The sequence below is a fragment of the Bradyrhizobium sp. 179 genome (genome assembly GCF_023073535.1).
Taxonomy (GTDB): Bacteria; Pseudomonadota; Alphaproteobacteria; order Rhizobiales; family Xanthobacteraceae; genus Bradyrhizobium.
The window spans coordinates 1-18,332 of sequence record NZ_JADPJR010000053.1; the positions used below are offsets into that span (position 1 = coordinate 1).

An 18,332-nucleotide genomic window follows, 5' to 3' on the forward strand; every position below is an offset into this window, starting at 1 on the left:
AGCGGCCGGTCCGTCGATAGGATGATCGAGCAACATCGTCGTCTCCAGGTTGAATGGATGCAACCTCAGTCTGGCCTCAGACTTGGTCGCTATCCACCCCCATGGAATCTTCGTCGCAAGAGCTCCTCGCAATGACAAGAGCGACTAGTCATTGAACAATGGCGGCGGCACGAACCCGCCGAACTCGCGCTCGATCAGCTCGGCGAGCTTCAGCGGCGTGCGATCCTCGAGGAAGGGCCCGATGATCTGCACGCCCACCGGCAGGCCGTCCTTCGACAGGCCGAGCGGAATGGCCGTTGCGGGCAAGCCGGTCAGTGTGGCGATGCCGGGCCAGGCAAGCTGGTCCGGATAGGCAAAGTCCTTGCCGTCGATATTGATCCGGCGCGTCTCCTGCTGCGGCGAATGATCATGCGGGTAGGCCGGTGTCGGCATGATCGGACAGATCACCGCATCGAATGTCCTGAACAATTGCCGCCATTGCGCGCGCAGCCCGGCGCGGGCGCCCTCGTCGAACACCCAGGCTTGATGCGTGCAGGTCATGCCGCGCAGCCGCTCGGCGGCAAGGCTCTTGTCCTCTGGCGAGAGCTGCGCCGCTCCGGCACGTGCGCCGGCGAGAATGTCCGGCGAAAAGAACGCGCCGAGAAAGCTCATCAGCATGCGCATGTAGAGGCGCGAGGCTTCCGTAAAATCGGGAAACAGCGGACTCTCGCGTGCGACGCTGGCGCCCATGCTCGCCAATTGGCCCGCCAGCTTGTCGATCGCGCCGCGAATGTCGGCATTCGCCGGCAGCAACGGGTGAGTGTCAATCACGAGCACACGGAAATCCTTCAGCGTGTGATGTCGCGCCTCCGGCAACGCAAGCCTGTATCCGATGCCGAGGTCCAGCGGATCCGGCCCTGCCATCACTTCCAGGAGCAGAGGCAGATCGGCCGCACTCCGCGCCATCGGACCGATCACCGCCATGTCGCGCTCCATCGGGATGGCGGGAAATGGCGGCGGCGTATGGCCGCGCGTCGGGCAGAGATTGTAGGTCGGCTTGTGCGCATAGACCCCGCAATGGAAGGCGGGCACCCGCAGCGAGCCGCCGATGTCGGAGCCGAGCGAGAGCGGTCCATAGCCGGCCGCCAGCGCCGCAGACGAGCCGCCCGATGAGCCGCCGGGCGTGCGGCCGAGATCGAAGGGATTGTTGGTGACGCCATAGATGTCGTTGTAGCTCTGCCAATCCCCCAAGCCGACGGGAACGTTGGTCTTGCCGAGGATGATGCCGCCGGCGTTTTTCACCCGGGTGATCGACAGTGCATCTTCCGCCGGCTTGAAATCCTTCTGCGGCGTCCAGCCCCATGTCGTGGGCAGGCCGGCGACGTTGAAGGATTCTTTCACCGTGACGGGCAGGCCCAGCAGGGGTTTTCGTTCGCCGCGCGCCAATGCGGCGTCCGCCTCGCGCGCCGCAACAAGCGCGCGATCAAAATCGCGCACGCAGATCGCGTTGATCTTGCCGTCGTGACGTTCGATGCGGTCGATCGCGTCCCGGGTGAGCTCGACCGCGGAGACCTTTTTGGTGGTCAACGCGCTCGACAGCTCGACTGCTGTCTTGAAACTCCATTGCGATTTGGCCAAGGCATGCTCCTGTGCATATTTCGGAGGATGATGCGCAGTTTGGCCCAATGCCGCAACGGCTGTTTGATCGCGGTTGACGCTGTCATGCCCGCCGTGGCGGGGCATGACAGCATCAGATAGGCTGAAAGGGTTGGCTGCCTTACAGCTGGCCGAGCAGCGTATCGCCGCCGGAGACCTCGACCTTGCCGGGCATAGCCTCGAGATTCAGCTTCTTCACCACGCCGTCCTCGACCAGCATCGAATAGCGCTTGGAGCGGATGCCAAGGCCGTTAGCCGAGGCGTCCAGCTCCATGCCGATCGCCTTGGTGAAATCGGCATTGCCGTCGGCGAGGAAGATGGCCTCGTCGCGCTGGTCGGTGTCGCGCTTCCAGGCGTTCATGACGAAGGCGTCGTTGACGGAAACGATGGCGATGGTGTCGACGCCCTTGTCCTTGATGGCGTAGGCGTTGAGGAAGATGCTCGGCAGATGCATCTTGTGGCAGGTGCCGGTATAGGCGCCGGGCACCGCGAACAGCGCCACCTTCTTGCCCTTGAAGATATCGTCGGTGGTCTTCACCTGCGGACCTTCCGCCGTCATCACACGGAATTTCGCCTCGGGCAGCTTGTCGCCAACTTGGATGGTCATCGTCAGTCTCCCTGAATATCGGTCCCGCCTTTTAGACCGAGGCGCGGGCCTGCACAATATTGCCGGCGGCGGAAGCGGCGAGGCCGCGGTCGTTCACCGTGATGTCATCAGCCTGCAAAACCGCCGCCGTCGAGGAAGGCCTGCTCTTCCTCAGTCGTGTCACGGCCGAGAAGGCGATTGCGGTGGGGGAAGCGGCCGAAACGCTGGATGATGTCGGCGTGCTCGCGAGCGTATTTCAGGTTCTCGGCATTGTCGGTGTTTTGAAACAGCGCAACGCAATGCAGCTGGTCACTCAGGTGCTCGGAATGCATGAAGGGCAGATAGAGGAATTCGAGCAGGATGGGATCGACCTTGCGATCTGTGCCCCTTTCGATGGCGCGGCGGGCAACATCGCGCGCCAGCGCATCGCTGGCAAAGGCTTGCGGCGTGCCGCGGAACATGTTGCGGGGGAACTGGTCGAGCACGATGACCAGCGCGAGCGCGCCCTCGTCGCTCGTCTCCCATGATGCGAGCTCACCGGCGGCCGCCTTCTGCCACAGGCCGAGAAAGCGGCGCCTGACCTCTGCGTCGAAAGCGTCGTTGCGCTCATACCAGCGCTCGCGGCCGGCCTCGCGCCAGAAGGCGAGAACGTCGGATGGCGTGATGTCGCCGACCTCCAGCATGAATGAAAGCGGCCTTACGCCGCCTCCGCCTTCTTCTCGTCGCGGAGCTGCCGGCGCAGGATCTTGCCGACATTGGTCTTCGGCAAGTCGGTGCGGAATTCGATGTGCTTGGGCACCTTGTAGCCGGTGAGCTGCTCGTGACAGAACTTGATCACGTCCTCGGCCGTGAGGTTGGGGTCTTTCTTGACCACGAAGGCCTTCACAGCTTCGCCCGATTTGGAATCGGGGATGCCGATCACGGCGCATTCGAGCACGCCCGGATGGGTCGCGATGACTTCCTCGATCTCGTTGGGATAGACGTTGAAGCCGGAGACCAGGATCATGTCCTTCTTGCGATCGACGATCTTGGTGTAGCCTTTCTCGTCCATCACGCCGATGTCGCCGGTGCGGAAAAATCCGTCAGCGGTCATCACCTTGGCAGTCTCCTCCGGCTTGTTCCAATAGCCCGACATCACCTGCGGACCCTTGGCGCAGATTTCGCCGGGCTGGCCGAGCGGGACCTCGTTGCCATCGTCGTCGCGGATCGAGATCCAGGTCGAAGGCACGGGGATGCCGATCGTGCCCGAGAACTCCGTTGCCGTCGCCGGGTTGCAGGTCAGCGTCGGCGAGGTCTCCGACAGGCCGTAGCCTTCGGCGATGAAGCAGCCGGTGATCGCCTTCCACTGCTCCGCGACGGGGCGCTGCACCGCCATGCCGCCGCCGTTGGAGATCTTCAGCTTGGAGAAGTCGAGCTTCTTGAAGTCGGGATGATGCATCAGGCCGTTGTAGAGCGTGTTCACGGCCGGGAAGCTGTTGACCTGGTATTTCGCCAGCTCCTTGACGAAACCGGCGATGTCGCGCGGATTGGGGATCAACAGATTGCAGCCACCGGCGCGCACCGCGAGCAGGTAGCAGGCCGTCAACGCGAAGATGTGATAGAGCGGCAGTGCACAGACGATCATGAGCTGATCGACATGCGGCGGCGCGGCGAGTGCCGGCTGGAGCCAGGCGTCGTTCTGCAAGACGTTGGCGACGATGTTGCGGTGGAGCAGGGTGGCGCCCTTGGAGACGCCGGTGGTGCCGCCGGTATATTGCAGGAAGGCGACGTCGCCCGGCGAGAGTTTTGGCTTGCTGAAGGTCATGCCGCGGCCGGCGGAGAGCGCGTCGTTGAAGGACACTGCGCCCGGCAGCGACCAGGCCGGTACCATTTTCTTGAGGCGGCGGACCACGAGATTGACGATCACGCCCTTGAAACCGAGCAGGTCGCCCATGCTGGCGACGATGACGTGCTTGACCTGTGTCTTCGCGATCACCTGCTCGACCGTGTGGGCGAAATTCTCCAGCACGATAATGGCCTCGGCGCCGGAATCCTTGAGCTGATGCTCGAGCTCGCGCGGAGTATAGAGCGGATTGACGTTGACCACCGCGAAACCGGCGCGCAGCACGGCGGCGGTCGCGACCGGATATTGCAGTACGTTCGGCATCATGAGGGCGACCCGCGCGCCGCGCTGCAGCCCGCGGCCCTGCAAATAGGCGGCGAGCGCGACCGACATCTGGTCGAGGTCGCGATAGGTGATCGACTTGTCCATGCAAATGAACGCCTTGCGGTCGGCGAACCTGGTGAAGCTCTCCTCCAGCAGGTCGACCAGCGATGCGTATTGCGTCGGCTCGATGTCGGCGGGCACGCCGGGCGGATATTGCTTGAGCCAGATGCGCTCCATGGAAACTCCCCTCATCTAACTGAGCCCGTTGTGTCTCGGGCTTGCCTCATTGCCGTCAGTATCGAGCCTGCCGGAACGGGTGGCAAGCCGTCGAGGCTTATTGCAAAGGTCGGGGAGTAGCTATCGGAATCATCACTGAGCGCGCTGCCGCAGGTGCGAAGTGCGGGCGCGGTCCAGCCCCGAGGGGCCGTTAACTGTTGTTGGCCGGCTTGGTGGCGGCAGGCTTGGTGGCGGCCTTGGGCTTGGCGGGCTTCGGAGCCTGATCGCCGCTTGGCGCCGGTTTCTCGGCGGGTTTCGCCGCCGCATCGTGCTTGGCCGCGGCATGCTTGGTCCCGGCCGGCTTGGCTGCGGCCTTGGTGTCGCTTTTGGTATCGCTCTTGGCGTCAGGCTTGGCAGCCGGCTTCGCCGCCGCCGTCTTGGATTCCTTGCCCGCGTCCTTATTCCCGTCCTTCGGCTTGTCGGCGGCGTCAGGCTTCTTGGCGACGCGCGACTTCTTGCCACGCGGCTTCGCCACCGTCTGTTGGTCGGCATCGGCCGCGACGGCGGCGATCAGCGCCGTGCCGGTGCGAGTCGGGCCGGTATAGACCAGCACGGGCTCCGTGGCCGCCGGAGCAGAGGCTATCAACTCGGAGGCCTTGATCAGGGGCGGCTGAAGGCCGGCCGTGAAGAAGGTGACCTGGGCTTCGCCGCCGGTGGCCGATGCCGATCCGGTCGCCCCGCCATTGGCCGCGATCAACGCATCGTCGTCGTCGCTGGCCGGCCGCTTGCGGTTGGGCCCGCACATCTCGTCGCGCAGGTTCGGCGGCGAGGCGTCGACCGGCACGAGATTGTCGACGGTGCCGAGCGAGGGTCGCAGCCAGGTGAGATTGTCTTGAGCGAAGCCGCGCTCGAGCAACTGCGCCGCCTTCACCGCGCGCGCGGTGCCGGAATTGGCGCCCAGCACCACCGCGATCAGCCGGCGACCGTTGCGCGTGGCCGATGCCACGAGATTGTAGCCGGAGGCGCAGATGAAGCCGGTCTTGAAACCGTCGGCGCCGGGATAGCGGCCGATCAGCTTGTTGAAATTGCCGGTGATGCGCTTGCCGAAGCGGATCGCCGGGATGTGCACGAAGTACTCGTATTCCGGCAGGTCGCGCAGGAACGCGCGCGCCAGGATTCCGAGATCGCGCGCGGAGGTGATCTGGCCGTCGGCGGGCAGGCCGTTCGGATTGACGTAGCTCGTCTGCGTCATGCCGAGCTTCTTCGCGGTGTCGTTCATCATCGCGGAGAAGCCGTCGATCGATCCGCCGACGCCTTCGGCAAGCACCACGGCCATGTCATTCGCCGACTTGACCATCATCATCTTCAGCGCGTTGTCGACGGTGAGCTGCGTTCCCGGGCGGAAGCCCATCTTCGATGGCGACTGCGATGCTGCCGTCGGCGACACCGTGAGCAGCGTGTCGAGCGTGAGCCTGCCGTCCTTGACCGCCTTCAGCGTCACATAGGCGGTCATGATCTTGGTGACGGACGCGGGGTACCATGGAATGGTCGCATTATCGGCCTGCAGCACCTTGCCGCTGTCGGCCTCGATCAGCAGCAGCGCTTCGGCACTCGCCGCGCGCGGGGCGAGCAATGCGGCGCATGCGAGGCTCGCAGCGAACAGGTTGAACAGCGACTTGCGAAGCAGCGGGCGAAGGGCGTGCACTATCCGATTCCGGTCCTTGGAGACCCGCCGGTTCCGGGCGGTTCTCGTGATCTGATGTTCGGTTTTGAAATCCAGCGCCGCCGCTTGCGGCGTCGCAAACCTATACCGGCTGATGCCTCGAGAATAGGGGGACCGGTGCGGTATTCCGCAATGAAGTAGGCCGAATTTCGACGGTCCTATGGGGACTTGCTACGGGGATTTGACCGCAGTCGCGGCAGTCTCCGCCGCCGTCACGCTGGCCCGTGCGTTTTCCTGAACCATGAACTGGGCCCTGGCGAGCTCGGCGAAATGGCCGCCTTTGGCCACGAGTTCATCGAAAGTTCCGCTTTCGATCACCCGGCCGGCCTCGAACACCAGGATCCGCGTGGCGTTGCGGATGGTTGAGAGGCGGTGGGCGATCACGAAGGTGGTCCTGCCCTTCATCACTTCGTCGAGAGCGGTATTCACCTTGGCCTCGGTAACGGCGTCGAGCGCGCTGGTCGCCTCGTCCAGGATCAGGATCGGCGGATCTTTCAGCAGCGCGCGGGCGATCGACAGCCGCTGCCGCTCGCCGCCGGAGAGCATGCGGCCGCGTTCGCCGGCATTGGTCTCGAAGCCGCCGCTGCGCTCGATGAAGTCGAGCGCCTGCGCGCGCTCGGCCGCCTTGCGCATCTCGTCTTCGGTCGCATCCGGCTTGCCGACCAGCAGATTCTCCGCAATCGAGCGATTGAACAGCAGCGCCTCCTGGAACACCACGCCGATGTTCCGCCGCAGCGATGTCAGCGTGATCCCGCGTACATCCATGCCGTCGATCCGGATGAAGCCGGATTGCGGGTCGAAGGCACGGTGCAAGAGCGCGATCGCGGTCGACTTGCCGGCGCCGGTCGGACCGACCAGCGCGATGGTCTGGCCGGGCAGCGCCGTGAACGAGAGGTCCTCGACCGCCGGGCGCTTGCCGTCGTAGGAGAAGGTGACGTCGTTGAACTCGACGAGGCCGGAGAGCCTGCCGGCATCGATCGCGTCGGGGCGGTCGTGCACGGCGGGTACGGCATCGAGCACATTGAAGAATTCTCGCAGTCGTGGCGCCTCCATGAACACGCTGTTGATGAAGCTCACGACCTGTTCGAGCCTCTGGATCAGCATCGTCGCGAAACTCACGAACATCACGATCTCGCCGACGGAGGTCAGCCCCCGGTCGTGCAGCGCGATACCTATGGTGAAGATCGTGAGCACCGTGATGGTGGTCGAGGCGCGCGTGATGACGGTGACGAGCGCCCACCATGACAGCACCGGCATCTGCGCGGCCAGCAGCTCGTCGGCGACGGAGCGCAGCCCTTTGACCTCGGATTCGACGCGGACAAAGCTCTGCACCAGCGCGACGTTGCCGAGCGCATCGGAGGCGCGCGCAGACAGCTCGCTGTAGTGTTCCTCGACCTCCATCTGCATCCCGAAGGTCTTGCGCACCACGAAGGTCGTCAGCGCGGTGAAGACAATGCAGAGCACGAACAGCAGGATCGCGAGCCGCCAGTTCAGGTAGAGCGACAGCGGCAGCAGCACCACGACCGAGAGGATCGCAGCAAAATGCTCGCGGAAGAAGCCGAGCCATAGCCGCCACAGCGCGTCAGTGCCGTTGAGCATCACCTTCATCAGCCGGCCCGAATGGGTGCCGGAGTGGAAGGTCAGCGGCAGTTGCAGGATGTGCTCGAAATAATCGGTCAGCACCGCCTGGCGCTGGCGGTGCGAGAGCCGATCGGCCTGCAAGGCCACGAGCGCGCTGCATGCGATGGTGAACAGCCCGAACACGACCCAGGCGGCCAGGAACGGCCAGGCCGAGTTCGAGCCGGCCACCGACTTGCCCGAGAGCACGTCGATGATCCGGCCGAACAGCACGGGCTCGGCGAATTGCGAGCCCGCCAGCAGCAGATTGGCAATCGCGAGCAGCCAGCCCAGCCGCGCTTCCTTGCCGAGCAACTCGAGAACGCGGGTGTAGAGACGGAGGATGGACATGCGGGCGAGGAACTCGGCGAAGACGGACTTCGTATTCTAAGCAGGGATGCCCGCGAGATACAGCGGAAGCTTTCAGTTTTGCTCAGTTGATCACCCGGCCGGCCAGCGGCGGCAGGAATTGGTCGTCGAAGATCTCGGCCGCCGCCGGTCGATTGCGGAATTTGAAGTCCTGCGCGACCTGGCCGATCGAGCGCTCGAGGCGCGCCGGGTCGACGCCGCCGAGGCCGTTGCGCCTGACCTCGTCGGTCAGGATGTTGTCGGCGAGGGCGGTGCGCAGGCGCTCCAGCTCCAGGTTGCGGTCGCCATCCTCGATGCGACTGGCGGCCTCCTCCGCCGCGCGCCCCGGCTCCATGACGGTTGCGTTGACGCCCGCGATCAAGGCGCGGACGAAGCCCTTCACGGCATCCGGCTTTGCTGCGGCGAAGGCGGGATTGACCACCACGGCAAAGCCGTAGGCTTCGCAGCCGTAATCTGCATAGCGCAGCACGACGAGATCGGCTGCGGGCACGCCGCGGTCGCGCAGGTTCACGGCCGACAGGTAACTGAAGCCGGCGACCGCATCGACCTGGCCCGCGGAGAGGATCGGCTCGCGCACCGCCGCGCTGATCTTGTGGAATTTGACCCGCGATGCATTGATGCCGTTCTGCTGCGCCAGTGCCGGCCACAGCCGCATCGACAGGTCGCTGTCGGCGACGCCGACGGTCTTGCCGTCGAGATCGGACAGGAGGTGGATGCCGCGGCTCTTGCGCGCGACGATCGCATAGGGCGCGCGGTTGAACAGCACGAACACGGCCTTGATCGGGGCCGCATGGTCCTTGTCGCGAAAGCGGATCAGCTCGTTGATGTCGACGAGCGCGAGCTCGCTGTCGCCTTTGGCGAGGCGCGCGAGGGCTTCCGACGACCCGGCTGCGGTGTTGAAGGACACGCTGAGATGCTCGGCGCCGAACCTGCCGTCCTTTGCGGCCAGGAAGAACGGCGCCATGCTCGCGTCCAATGGACGATCGAAGGTGAAGTGAATTGCAACGGATGGGACTGCGGTCTCGGCCACGCTCACATCGCGTGCAATCAGCGTCGCAAGCGAAATCGAAAGAGCCAGCAGGCAACGAAGAGCAATCGTCTTGAATTCCGACATCAGTTGCGCTGGTCCGGCATTGTTATGGTTCGTGACGCTCGCAGCGCCGGCTGGCGATCAGTCTTTCCGCGCCAACATGAACGGCGGATGAGCGGCGATTGCGGCATCGTTACGCAACCCCATTCAGCTTGTGTTGGGGTTGGGGAACCCAACTTAGGTTATGCGGGTTTGAGAGGCATGAGCCTGTCCGCAGGCGTCCATTCCAGGTCCCAAAGGAGGGCCCAAGATATGATTGAGCGATTCTCCACGTTTGCGGGCCGAAAGGCCGTTCTTGCCACCGCGACGGCGCTGGCGCTGACCGCGATTGCTCCGACCGCTTCATACGCCGGCGGCCGCCACTGGCATGGCGGCGGAGGCGGCGCGGCCGCAGCTGCAGCTTTGGCCGCCATCGGCACAGGTCTCGCCATTGCCGCCACCCGTGATGTCTATGCCTATGACTACGGTCCGGGTTATGGCTATTACGGCGGGCCAGTCTATTACGGCCGCCCTGCTTACGGTCCCTATTATGGTCCGGGCCCCAACTACCAATATCAGCGCTATGGCGGGACGGCTCCGTCCGAGTTCTGCGGCCAAGGCTATTACACCAACTGCTACTAGCCGCCGGACGCCGTGCGTAACCCTGACAGGCCGTCGCGCTTGCTGTGCCGGCCTGTCGTTGCTTTTATTGCCGGGCGTTAACGCGCTCGCCATTGCTTTAGAGTAGTTTGAGTACATGAGTGATTCGCTTGAGCGGCTATATCTGGCTGTGCTCGCGGCCAGAGATCTTGATCCGGCAACATCGCGCACGGCCCGGCTGTTTCAGCGCGGCCCTTCCAAAATGGCGAAGAAACTGGCCGAAGAGGCCATCGAGGTCGTGATCGACGCGGTCAATGGCGATAGCGAGGCCGTGATCCGGGAGAGCGCCGATCTGCTCTACAATCTTACCGTGCTGTGGGCGTCGGCCGGGGTGCGTCCCGAGGACGTCTGGCGGGAGATGACGCGGCGTGAAGACATGCTCGGCATTGCCGAGAAGCTGCCGAAATCAGCGGTGAAATTGCCCAAAGTTGCGTCACCGCGCATTGCCTCAAGGCGGCCAATTGTCGCGCTCGAGGGCCGTGCCGCACGCAAGCGCCATTAAAGCGCGGCGAAAACGTCACAAAACTCGCGATGGACAAATCCGTCCCATGGTGCTTCATCGCGGCGCCATGCTGAAACGTATCTACGACTGGTGCATCGACGCCGCCCACAAGCCCTACGCGCTCTGGATCATGGGAGCCGTGTCCTTCGCCGAAAGCTCGTTTTTTCCGGTCCCGCCCGATGTGATGCTGATCCCGATGTCGCTGGCGCGCCCGCAGCGCGCCTGGGTCTATGCGGCGATCTGCACCGCGACCTCGGTGCTCGGCGGCATCGTCGGCTACGCCATCGGCGCGCTGCTGTTCGACTCGGTCGGCCAATGGCTGATCCAGGTCTATGGCCTCGGCGGCAAGGTCGATGCCTTCCGCGCCTCCTATGCGGAATGGGGTGCGATCATCATCCTGCTCAAGGGGCTGACGCCGATCCCCTACAAGCTCGTCACCATCACCTCGGGCTTTGCCGGCTACAACATCGTCCTGTTCATCTTGTGCTCGATCGTCGCGCGGGGCGGGCGCTTCTTCGTCGTCGCGATCCTGCTCAACCGCTACGGCGATTGGATCCGGATCAGGATCGAGAAGCATCTCGGATTGTGGGTCGCGATCGGCGCGATCGTGCTGGTGCTCGGCTTCGTCGTCGCTATCAAGTTGATCTAAGGGTGCGGCGGCTTTGCCACCGGGCCGGCTTCGGCTACGGTTGCCGTCATGATGGGTCGATCCGGCAATCCGGTCCTGCGGCTGGGGACGCTGATATTCGTCGTGCCTTGGCTCCTGCTTGGTGCCGCCACGCCGGCGTGGACGCAAGCTGCGCCCGCGCTCGGCCTCCAGGAGCAGGGGACGCAGGCCGCGCCGCCGCCGTCGACGCCCGCTCCTTCGGCGCCGCCGGCGCGCGAGGAAAATCCCGGGCTGATCAACGAAATGGGCAAGCTGTTCGACAAGCTGCCCTCGATCCTGCCGCCGATCAAAAGCCCGGGCGAGACCATGAACGATTTGTCGCGACTGACGAAACCGTCCACCATGGTCTCGGGGCGCGTGGCCTGTCCGGCCTCCGCGAACGGCGCGCCCGACTGCAAGCAGGCTGCCGACCAGCTCTGCCAGAGCAAGGGCTATAAGAAAGGCAAGAGCCTGAACGCCGATTCCGCCGAGAAATGCTCGGCCAAGGTCCTGATTCCGGGCCGGCAACGCAAGCCGGACGATTGCCGCACCGATACTTTCGTGACCAGCGCGCTATGCCAGAACTGACGTGATCGACGTTGCGCGCATGCAACAAGGAGCGCCTATGAGCCGCACGGAGCAGGACTTCCTCGGGCAGCGTGACATCGCCGACGACATTTATTACGGCGTCCAGACCATCCGCGGGAAGGAGAACTTCCACATCACCGGCATTCCGATGAACCAGGAGCCTTACTTCGTGAAGGCGCTTGGTTACGTGAAGAAGGCGGCCGCCATGGCCAATCGCGATCTCGGCGCGATCGACGCCAAGGTTGCGGACGCGATCATCCTGGGCTGCGACCGCGTGATTGCCGGCGACATGATGGACCAGTTCGTCACCGACTTCATCCAGGGCGGTGCTGGCACATCGACCAACATGAACGCCAATGAGGTGATCGCCAACCTCGCGCTGGAATCACTTGGCTTTGCGAAGGGCGATTACCAGCACGTCAGCCCCAACGATCACGTCAATTACGGCCAGTCCACCAACGACACCTATCCGACCGCCTTTCGCCTGGCGCTGATCCTGCGGCTCGAGAGCTACATGACGGCGTTGCGCCAGCTCCAGGAAGCTTTCTTCGCCAAGGGCCGCGAATTCGACCGTGTGCTGAAAATGGGCCGCACGCATCTTCAGGACGCGGTGCCGATGTCGCTGGGGGCCGAATTCCGGGGATGGGGCACCACGATCGGCGAGGAGGTCGATCGCATCTCCGAGGCCCGTGCGCTGCTGCGCGAGATCAATCTCGGCGCCACTGCGATCGGCACCTCCGTCACCGCCGCCGTCGGCTATCCCAAGCTCGCGGTCCGGCACCTGAGCGCGCTGACCGGCGTCGAGTTTGTTCTCGCCGGCGATCTCGTCGAGGCGACCTCCGACACCGGCGCCTATGTGCAGCTCTCGGGCGTCCTCAAGCGCACCGCCAGCAAGCTGACGAAGATCTGCAACGACATCCGCCTGCTCGCCTCCGGTCCGCGCGCGGGCTTCAACGAGATCAACCTGCCGCAGCTTCAGCCGGGCTCTTCGATCATGCCTGGCAAGGTCAATCCCGTCATCCCCGAGGTGGTCAACCAGACCAGCTTCCTGGTCATCGGTCTCGACACCACCGTGACGCTGGCCGCAAGCGCCGGCCAGCTCCAGCTCAACGTGATGGAGCCGGTGATCTCGTTTGCGCTGTTCTTCTCGATCCGCACCATGGAGCGCGCGGTCAACAGCCTGCGCGAAAATTGCGTCGTCGGCATCACTGCCAACGAGGAGCACACCCGCAACATGGTGCTGAACTCGCTCGGTATCGTCACGGTGCTGAAGCCCCTGCTCGGCTACAAGCAATGCGCCGAGATCGCACGCGAGGGCTACAAGAGCGGCAAGTCGCTGCACCAGATCGTGGTGATCGAGCGCAGGCTGCTGACGCAGGAGAAATGGGACGAGATGTTCTCGTTCGAGCGGCTGATCAATCCGGATTTGATTTCGTAGCTGTCGGCCATCCGCAGCTCTCGCCTGCATTTTGAGGAGCCTTTGCGACGAAGCTCCGCGGCGCTCGCACTGACTTAGGCGCGAATTCCGCGCCTTGGAATTGCGGTAATGGCATTCGCCACGGCGCCAAAACGCAATACTTGACAGTGGAAAGATTGCCTTGTTGGTATAATCCCAACCGTGTGACCGCCAAGAGAGGACCGTTCCGCAATGTCCATGCCTGCCTTGTTCAAGGGGCGCCTGTCGATCCCGGTGATCGGTTCGCCGCTGTTCATCATCTCGGTGCCCGATCTCGTGATCGCGCAGTGCAAGGCGGGTGTGGTCGGCTCGTTTCCGGCGCTGAACGCGCGGCCGCCGGAATTGCTCGATGAATGGCTGGCGCGGATCACCGAGGAACTCGCGGCCTATGACCGCGCGCATCCCGACAAGCCGTCGGCGCCGTTCGCAGTTAACCAGATCGTGCACAAGTCGAACAACCGGCTCGATCACGACATGCAGCTCTGCGCCAAGTACAAGGTGCCGATGATTATCTCCTCGCTCGGCGCGCGCGAGGAGCTGAACCAGGCCGTGCACGGCTGGGGCGGCATCGTCTTCCACGACGTGATCAACCAGAAATTCGCGCACAAGGCGATCGAGAAGGGCGCCGACGGCCTCATCCTGGTCGCGGCCGGCGCCGGCGGCCATGCCGGCACCATCTCGCCGCTGGCTTTCGTCGCCGAGACGCGAAAGTGGTTCGACGGGCCGATCGCGCTGTCGGGCGCGATCGGCAACGGCAAGGCGATCCGCGCCGCGCGCATCCTCGGTGCAGATTTCGCCTATATCGGCTCGGCCTTTATTGCGACCAAGGAAGCCAACGCCGTCGACAAGTACAAGGAGATGATCGCCGGCTCGAGCGCCGACGACATCGTCTATTCCAACCTGTTCACCGGGGTGCACGGCAATTATCTGAAACCCTCGATCCTCGCCGCCGGAATGGATCCGGACAGCCTGCCGACCTCCGATCCCTCCAAGATGAACTTCGGCACCGACGCCTCCGGCGAACGCGCCAAGCCGAAGGCCTGGAAGGAGATCTGGGGCTCGGGCCAGGGCATCGGCAGCGTCGAGGGCATCGTGCCCGCCGCCGAAATGATCGCGCGCTTCAAGAAGGAATACGACGAAGCGATCGATCCGCCGTTGTAATCGCGCCGAGCTCGAGTGCAGCATGCCTCCCATCTACCGCGTCGACGGCAACAGCGTCGTCACCAGCCCGGACGCCGCCGGACCCTGGGACCGTCGCATGCAGCACGGCTCGGCGCCGGCATCGCTGGTGACGTGGGCGGCCGAGCGCATTCCGACGCCTGTTCCGATGGACATCGCGCGCGTCACGATCGATCTGATGCGTCCGGTGCCGGTCGCGCCGCTCACGATTGCGACCGAAGTTTTGCGCGAGGGCCGCAAGATCCAGCTCTGCGGGATCAAGCTGCTCGCCGACGGCGTGCAGGTTGTCGGCGCCACCGTGCTCAAGATCAGGCGACAGACCCTGAGCCTGCCCGATGACGTCAAGGAGCTGCCGGTCACGTTGCCATCGCCGGAGGACTCCCTAGTCGAGGACGGTCATGCCGCCACCAGCCCGTTCGTGCGAGCGGTCTCCATGCGTGCGGCACGCGGCCGGTTCGGCCAGGCCGGCGCCGGCGCGATCTGGTTTCGTGTCGATCATCCCCTGATCGCGGGCGAGGAAGTCTCACAGGCGATGCGAGCCGTGGTCGCCGCCGACTTCTCCAACGGCACCGCCTCGACGCTCGACTTCCGCGCCTGGACCTACATCAACGCCGATCTCACCGTGAGCTTGTCGCGGCAGCCGGTGGGCGAGTGGATCCTGCTCGATGGCGAGTCCTGGATCGGCCCAGGAGGCGCGGGGTTGGCAATGTCGCGGCTGGCGGACCGGCAAGGCTATTTCGGCCGGGCGGTGCAGAGCCTGGTGATCGACAAGCGGTGAGGGGGCAAGCCCGCGCCTCAGCTCCGCTGTCATGCTCCGCGAAGGCGGGGCCGGTGCGTCGCATCTCACCCCACCAACCGGTCGCGCCCGCTCCAGAAGCCGGCGCGCAGCACCTTCTTGTCGACCTTGCCGACGCCGGTCATCGGCAGCTGCTTGACGAACTGGATCTGCTTGGGCGCGTGCGCCGAGCCCTTGCGCGTCTTCACCAGGTTGATCAGCTCGTCCGGATCGGGCCTTGCACCCTCGCGCGGCACGACGATGGCGGTGACGGCCTCGCCCCATTTCTCGTCGGGAATGCCGACGACCGCAACCATGGCGACGTCGGCATGCTGCGACAGCACGTCTTCGACCTCGCGCGGGAAGATGTTGAAGCCGCCGGAGACGATCATGTCCTTCTTGCGGTCGAGGATGAACATGTAGCCGCGCTCGTCCATGCGCGCGATGTCGCCGGTGTGGACCCAGCCGTTCTTCAGCGTCTCGGCGGTGATGTCCGGCCGCTTCCAGTACTCCGCCATCACGTGCGGCGCGCGCACGCAGATCTCGCCCGGCTCGCCCGTCTTCACCTCCTGGTCGTTGTCGTCGAGGATCTTGACCTCGCAGGCCGCGATCGGGAAGCCACAGGACAGGAACAGCTCCGGTGTCTTGGGATCGTGATCCGCCTTGCGCAGCACCGAGACGGGATAGCATTCGGTCTGCCCGTAAAGCTGCGAGAACACCGGCCCGATGCGCTCGATGCCCTCGACCAGCCGGCTCGGCGACATCGCGGAGGCGCCATAAAGCACCAGCTCGAGCGAAGACAGATCGGTCCTGCCGAGCGCGGGATGATCGAGCAGCACATAGATCATGGTCGGCACGAGCAGCGTGAAGTTGATGCGCTCGCGCGCAATCGTCGCCAGCACGGCCTCGGGATCGAAACTCTTGAGCATGTGCACGGTGCCACCGCGCATCAAGGTCGGCAGCACCTTCGTGCCCGCGACATGGCTGATCGGCGCGACCGTGAGATAGCGCGCGGCGTCGGGGATCTCGAAGTCGGCGAGGATCGCGCCGGCAGCTCCGGCGTTCTCGCGGTGATAGCGCAGCGCACCCTTGGATTTACCGGTCGTGCCGCCGGTGTAGTTCAGCGTGGCGAGATCGTCGGGCCGGGCGAGGCACAGCGCGCTGGCGTGGCCCTCGATCTCGATCGCCCGCAAGAGGTCGACGCCGTAGTCCGCGGGTCCCATGGTGAAGACCGCTTTGAGCCGGCCGGCCTTCGCGGCGAGTTCGCCGCCGCGATTGCGGAAGGCGGCCGCATCGACCACCAGCATCTCGGCCTCGGAATCCTCGAGCTGAAACAGCTGGTCGTCCAGCGATCCCAGAGGATGCAGCCAGGTGATGCAGAGCTGCGCCAATTGCGCAGCAACGCCCGCGCACCAGCTGTCGGCGCGGTTGGCGGTGAGGAAGGCGACGCGCGCGCCGGGCTGCAATCCAAGCCGCATGAACACGGCCTGCATGCGTCCGATCAGGTCGATGGTGCCCTGATAGCTCAGCGATCCCTCAGGCCAGGCGAAGGCGGTGCGGTCGGGATAGCGCGACAGTGCCCGTAGGGTCTGCGCACAAGCCGGGGACGATGCGTGGAGCGGATCGGACATATGTTTCCTGTTTCCTCGTTGCTTTGTGACGTGCCAATGTTGCTGATGACGCTAGCACAGCGAATGCGGGATGGAACGACAAAGCCCGCGCAGGGAGGCATGCATGCCGTCGGATCGACTGCAACGTTTCCGCGATCGTCTCGCTCTGCCGCTGATCGCGGCGCCGATGTTCCTGGTGTCGGGGGTCGAGCTGATGGTCGCGGCCTGCCGCAACGGCGTGATCGGCAGCTTTCCCAGCGCGAATTGCCGTAGCCCGGAACAGCTCGACGAATGGCTCACCGCGATCGAAACCAGGTTACGGCAGCACGAAGAGCAAACCGGGCGCAAGGCGGCGCCGCTTTGCCCGAATCTGATCGTGCACCGTTCCAACGCGCGGCTGGAGCAGGATATCGCCGTACTGCTGCGGCACAGGCCGGAGATCGTGATCACCTCGGTCGGCTCGCCCGCACAGGTCGCAAAGCCGCTGCATGACGCCGGCGCATTGGTGTTGGCGGATGTCGCCGCGATCCGCCACGCCGAGCGTGCAGCGGAAGCCGGTGTGGACGGGCTGGTGCTGCTCACGGCAGGCGCCGGCGGGCAGACCGGCTGGCTCAACCCGTTCGCCTTTGTCCGCGCGGTGCGCGCATTCTACGACGGCATCATCGTGCTTGCGGGCGGCGTCAGCGACGGCCGCGCGCTGCATGCCGCCGAAGTGCTCGGCTGCGATCTCGCCTACATGGGCACGAAGTTCATCGCGACGCGCGAGAGCATGGCGGATGACCGCCACAAGCGGATGCTGGTCGAGAGCAGCGCCGACGACGTCCTGCTCACCACCGCATTCACGGGACTGCAGACCAGCATGCTGAGGCCGTCGATCGTGGCCGCAGGTCTCGATCCCGACGACCTGCCGGCGCACGGCGCGATCGACATCGCCAAGGACATCGACGTCGCCGCGCGCGAGAACCGGCCAAAACGCTGGCGCGACATCTGGAGTGGTGGGCACTCGACGTCGGGCGTGACCGACGTGGTGGCGGTGGGCGATCTCGTTACGCAGACGCGCGCGGAATATCGGGAGGCCGGCGGGCGGTAGTCCCCGTACAAATCCGGAGAAATAGAGAGGCGCCGGCTCCCGATCACGGTTAATCCCGCGCTCTTCCGTCCCGCTCACTTAACGGCAGATTAACCATCGCCCGCCAAGAATCCGCTCACGGCCGCCAATCAGGACCGAAAGGGACAGGCGATGGACTTCAACTATCTCAACGGCAAGACAGCCGCGACGCTGGACGAAATCCGCGTTCGCGTGGCCCACGCGCTGGCTCGCCACCCGTTGTGCCGCAACGTCCGCTTCGACATCGTCAGCGTCCCCCGCACCCGCCGGGGCGGCAACTGGACCGTGACGCTGCAATCGGTTGAGCCGCGCGCGGTCTGGGAGGCCTCCGAGATCGTGGCCGACATCCAGGACGCCTACGATCTGGCGCGAGCTGCCTGATTCTCTTGAGCTTCCCTGGCGATGTCGCCGTAGTCCGCGCGATTGCCGCCGCAATGGCACGGTTGA

At 64.7% G+C, this 18,332-nt stretch carries 17 protein-coding genes; 9 read left to right on the forward strand and 8 right to left on the reverse strand.

The features are described 5' to 3' along the window. Window positions 1-144: 144 nt before the first annotated feature. The 7 genes from IVB12_RS11595 to IVB12_RS11625 form a co-directional block, all read right to left on the reverse strand. Window positions 145-1,617: an amidase gene (locus IVB12_RS11595; protein ID WP_247298957.1), complete on the reverse strand. Its 1,473-nt coding sequence runs from the start codon at window positions 1,615-1,617 to the stop codon at window positions 145-147. A 139-nt stretch (window positions 1,618-1,756) separates the two neighbouring features. Further along, window positions 1,757-2,242, reverse strand: a complete 486-nt coding sequence (locus IVB12_RS11600) for a peroxiredoxin (RefSeq protein ID WP_247278954.1) — start codon at window positions 2,240-2,242, stop codon at window positions 1,757-1,759. A gap of 107 nt (window positions 2,243-2,349) precedes the next feature. Continuing rightward, window positions 2,350-2,904, reverse strand: coding sequence for a DUF924 family protein (locus tag IVB12_RS11605; protein WP_247298959.1), 555 nt, complete (start codon window positions 2,902-2,904; stop codon window positions 2,350-2,352). Window positions 2,905-2,918: 14 nt separating this feature from the next. Beyond that, a complete protein-coding gene (locus tag IVB12_RS11610) occupies window positions 2,919-4,604 on the reverse strand; it encodes a long-chain fatty acid--CoA ligase (protein ID WP_247298961.1) in 1,686 nt (561 codons plus the stop codon). A 190-nt stretch (window positions 4,605-4,794) separates the two neighbouring features. Then, entirely contained in the window at window positions 4,795-6,288 is a 1,494-nt protein-coding gene (locus tag IVB12_RS11615; protein WP_247298963.1) for a D-alanyl-D-alanine carboxypeptidase family protein, read from the reverse strand. Between the two features lie 189 nt (window positions 6,289-6,477). Then, the gene (locus IVB12_RS11620; RefSeq protein ID WP_247298965.1) at window positions 6,478-8,274 is read right to left on the reverse strand and encodes a glucan ABC transporter ATP-binding protein/ permease; all 1,797 of its coding nucleotides are present in this window, start codon (window positions 8,272-8,274) and stop codon (window positions 6,478-6,480) included. An 82-nt stretch (window positions 8,275-8,356) separates the two neighbouring features. After that, on the reverse strand, window positions 8,357-9,406 hold the full coding sequence (locus IVB12_RS11625) for an ABC transporter substrate-binding protein (protein ID WP_247298967.1): 1,050 nt from the start codon (window positions 9,404-9,406) through the stop codon (window positions 8,357-8,359). 228 nt (window positions 9,407-9,634) lie between these two features. On the opposite strand from IVB12_RS11625, the gene IVB12_RS11630 reads away from it, so the two are divergent. The 7 genes from IVB12_RS11630 to IVB12_RS11660 all read left to right on the forward strand — a co-directional run bounded on the left by IVB12_RS11630 (window position 9,635) and on the right by IVB12_RS11660 (window position 15,170). Beyond that, on the forward strand, window positions 9,635-10,003 hold the full coding sequence (locus IVB12_RS11630) for a hypothetical protein (protein ID WP_247298968.1): 369 nt from the start codon (window positions 9,635-9,637) through the stop codon (window positions 10,001-10,003). Window positions 10,004-10,118: 115 nt separating this feature from the next. Further along, window positions 10,119-10,523, forward strand: coding sequence for a phosphoribosyl-ATP diphosphatase (gene hisE / locus IVB12_RS11635; RefSeq protein WP_247298970.1), 405 nt, complete (start codon window positions 10,119-10,121; stop codon window positions 10,521-10,523). Between the two features lie 46 nt (window positions 10,524-10,569). After that, window positions 10,570-11,172: a YqaA family protein gene (locus IVB12_RS11640; protein WP_247298972.1), complete on the forward strand. Its 603-nt coding sequence runs from the start codon at window positions 10,570-10,572 to the stop codon at window positions 11,170-11,172. A gap of 48 nt (window positions 11,173-11,220) precedes the next feature. Next, window positions 11,221-11,757 carry a hypothetical protein gene (locus IVB12_RS11645; RefSeq protein ID WP_247298974.1) on the forward strand — a complete coding sequence of 179 codons (537 nt, stop codon included), beginning with the start codon at window positions 11,221-11,223 and terminating at the stop codon, window positions 11,755-11,757. 37 nt (window positions 11,758-11,794) lie between these two features. Beyond that, a complete protein-coding gene (locus IVB12_RS11650; RefSeq protein ID WP_247278944.1) occupies window positions 11,795-13,195 on the forward strand; it encodes an aspartate ammonia-lyase in 1,401 nt (466 codons plus the stop codon). Between the two features lie 210 nt (window positions 13,196-13,405). Continuing rightward, the gene (locus IVB12_RS11655) at window positions 13,406-14,374 is read left to right on the forward strand and encodes a nitronate monooxygenase family protein (RefSeq protein ID WP_247298976.1); all 969 of its coding nucleotides are present in this window, start codon (window positions 13,406-13,408) and stop codon (window positions 14,372-14,374) included. A 22-nt stretch (window positions 14,375-14,396) separates the two neighbouring features. Beyond that, complete coding sequence (locus IVB12_RS11660; protein ID WP_247298978.1) at window positions 14,397-15,170, forward strand: thioesterase family protein; 774 nt, start codon at window positions 14,397-14,399, stop codon at window positions 15,168-15,170. Window positions 15,171-15,235: 65 nt separating this feature from the next. Here the strand turns inward: IVB12_RS11660 and IVB12_RS11665 are convergent, their stop codons facing one another. Continuing rightward, window positions 15,236-16,798 carry an AMP-binding protein gene (locus tag IVB12_RS11665; protein ID WP_247298979.1) on the reverse strand — a complete coding sequence of 521 codons (1,563 nt, stop codon included), beginning with the start codon at window positions 16,796-16,798 and terminating at the stop codon, window positions 15,236-15,238. Between the two features lie 103 nt (window positions 16,799-16,901). Between IVB12_RS11665 and IVB12_RS11670 the strand changes: the two genes are divergently transcribed. Together IVB12_RS11670 and IVB12_RS11675 are read left to right on the forward strand one after the other, a co-directional pair. Continuing rightward, the gene (locus tag IVB12_RS11670) at window positions 16,902-17,867 is read left to right on the forward strand and encodes a nitronate monooxygenase (RefSeq protein ID WP_247298981.1); all 966 of its coding nucleotides are present in this window, start codon (window positions 16,902-16,904) and stop codon (window positions 17,865-17,867) included. Between the two features lie 150 nt (window positions 17,868-18,017). Continuing rightward, entirely contained in the window at window positions 18,018-18,266 is a 249-nt protein-coding gene (locus tag IVB12_RS11675) for a hypothetical protein (RefSeq protein WP_247298982.1), read from the forward strand. Window positions 18,267-18,332 lie beyond the last annotated feature (66 nt).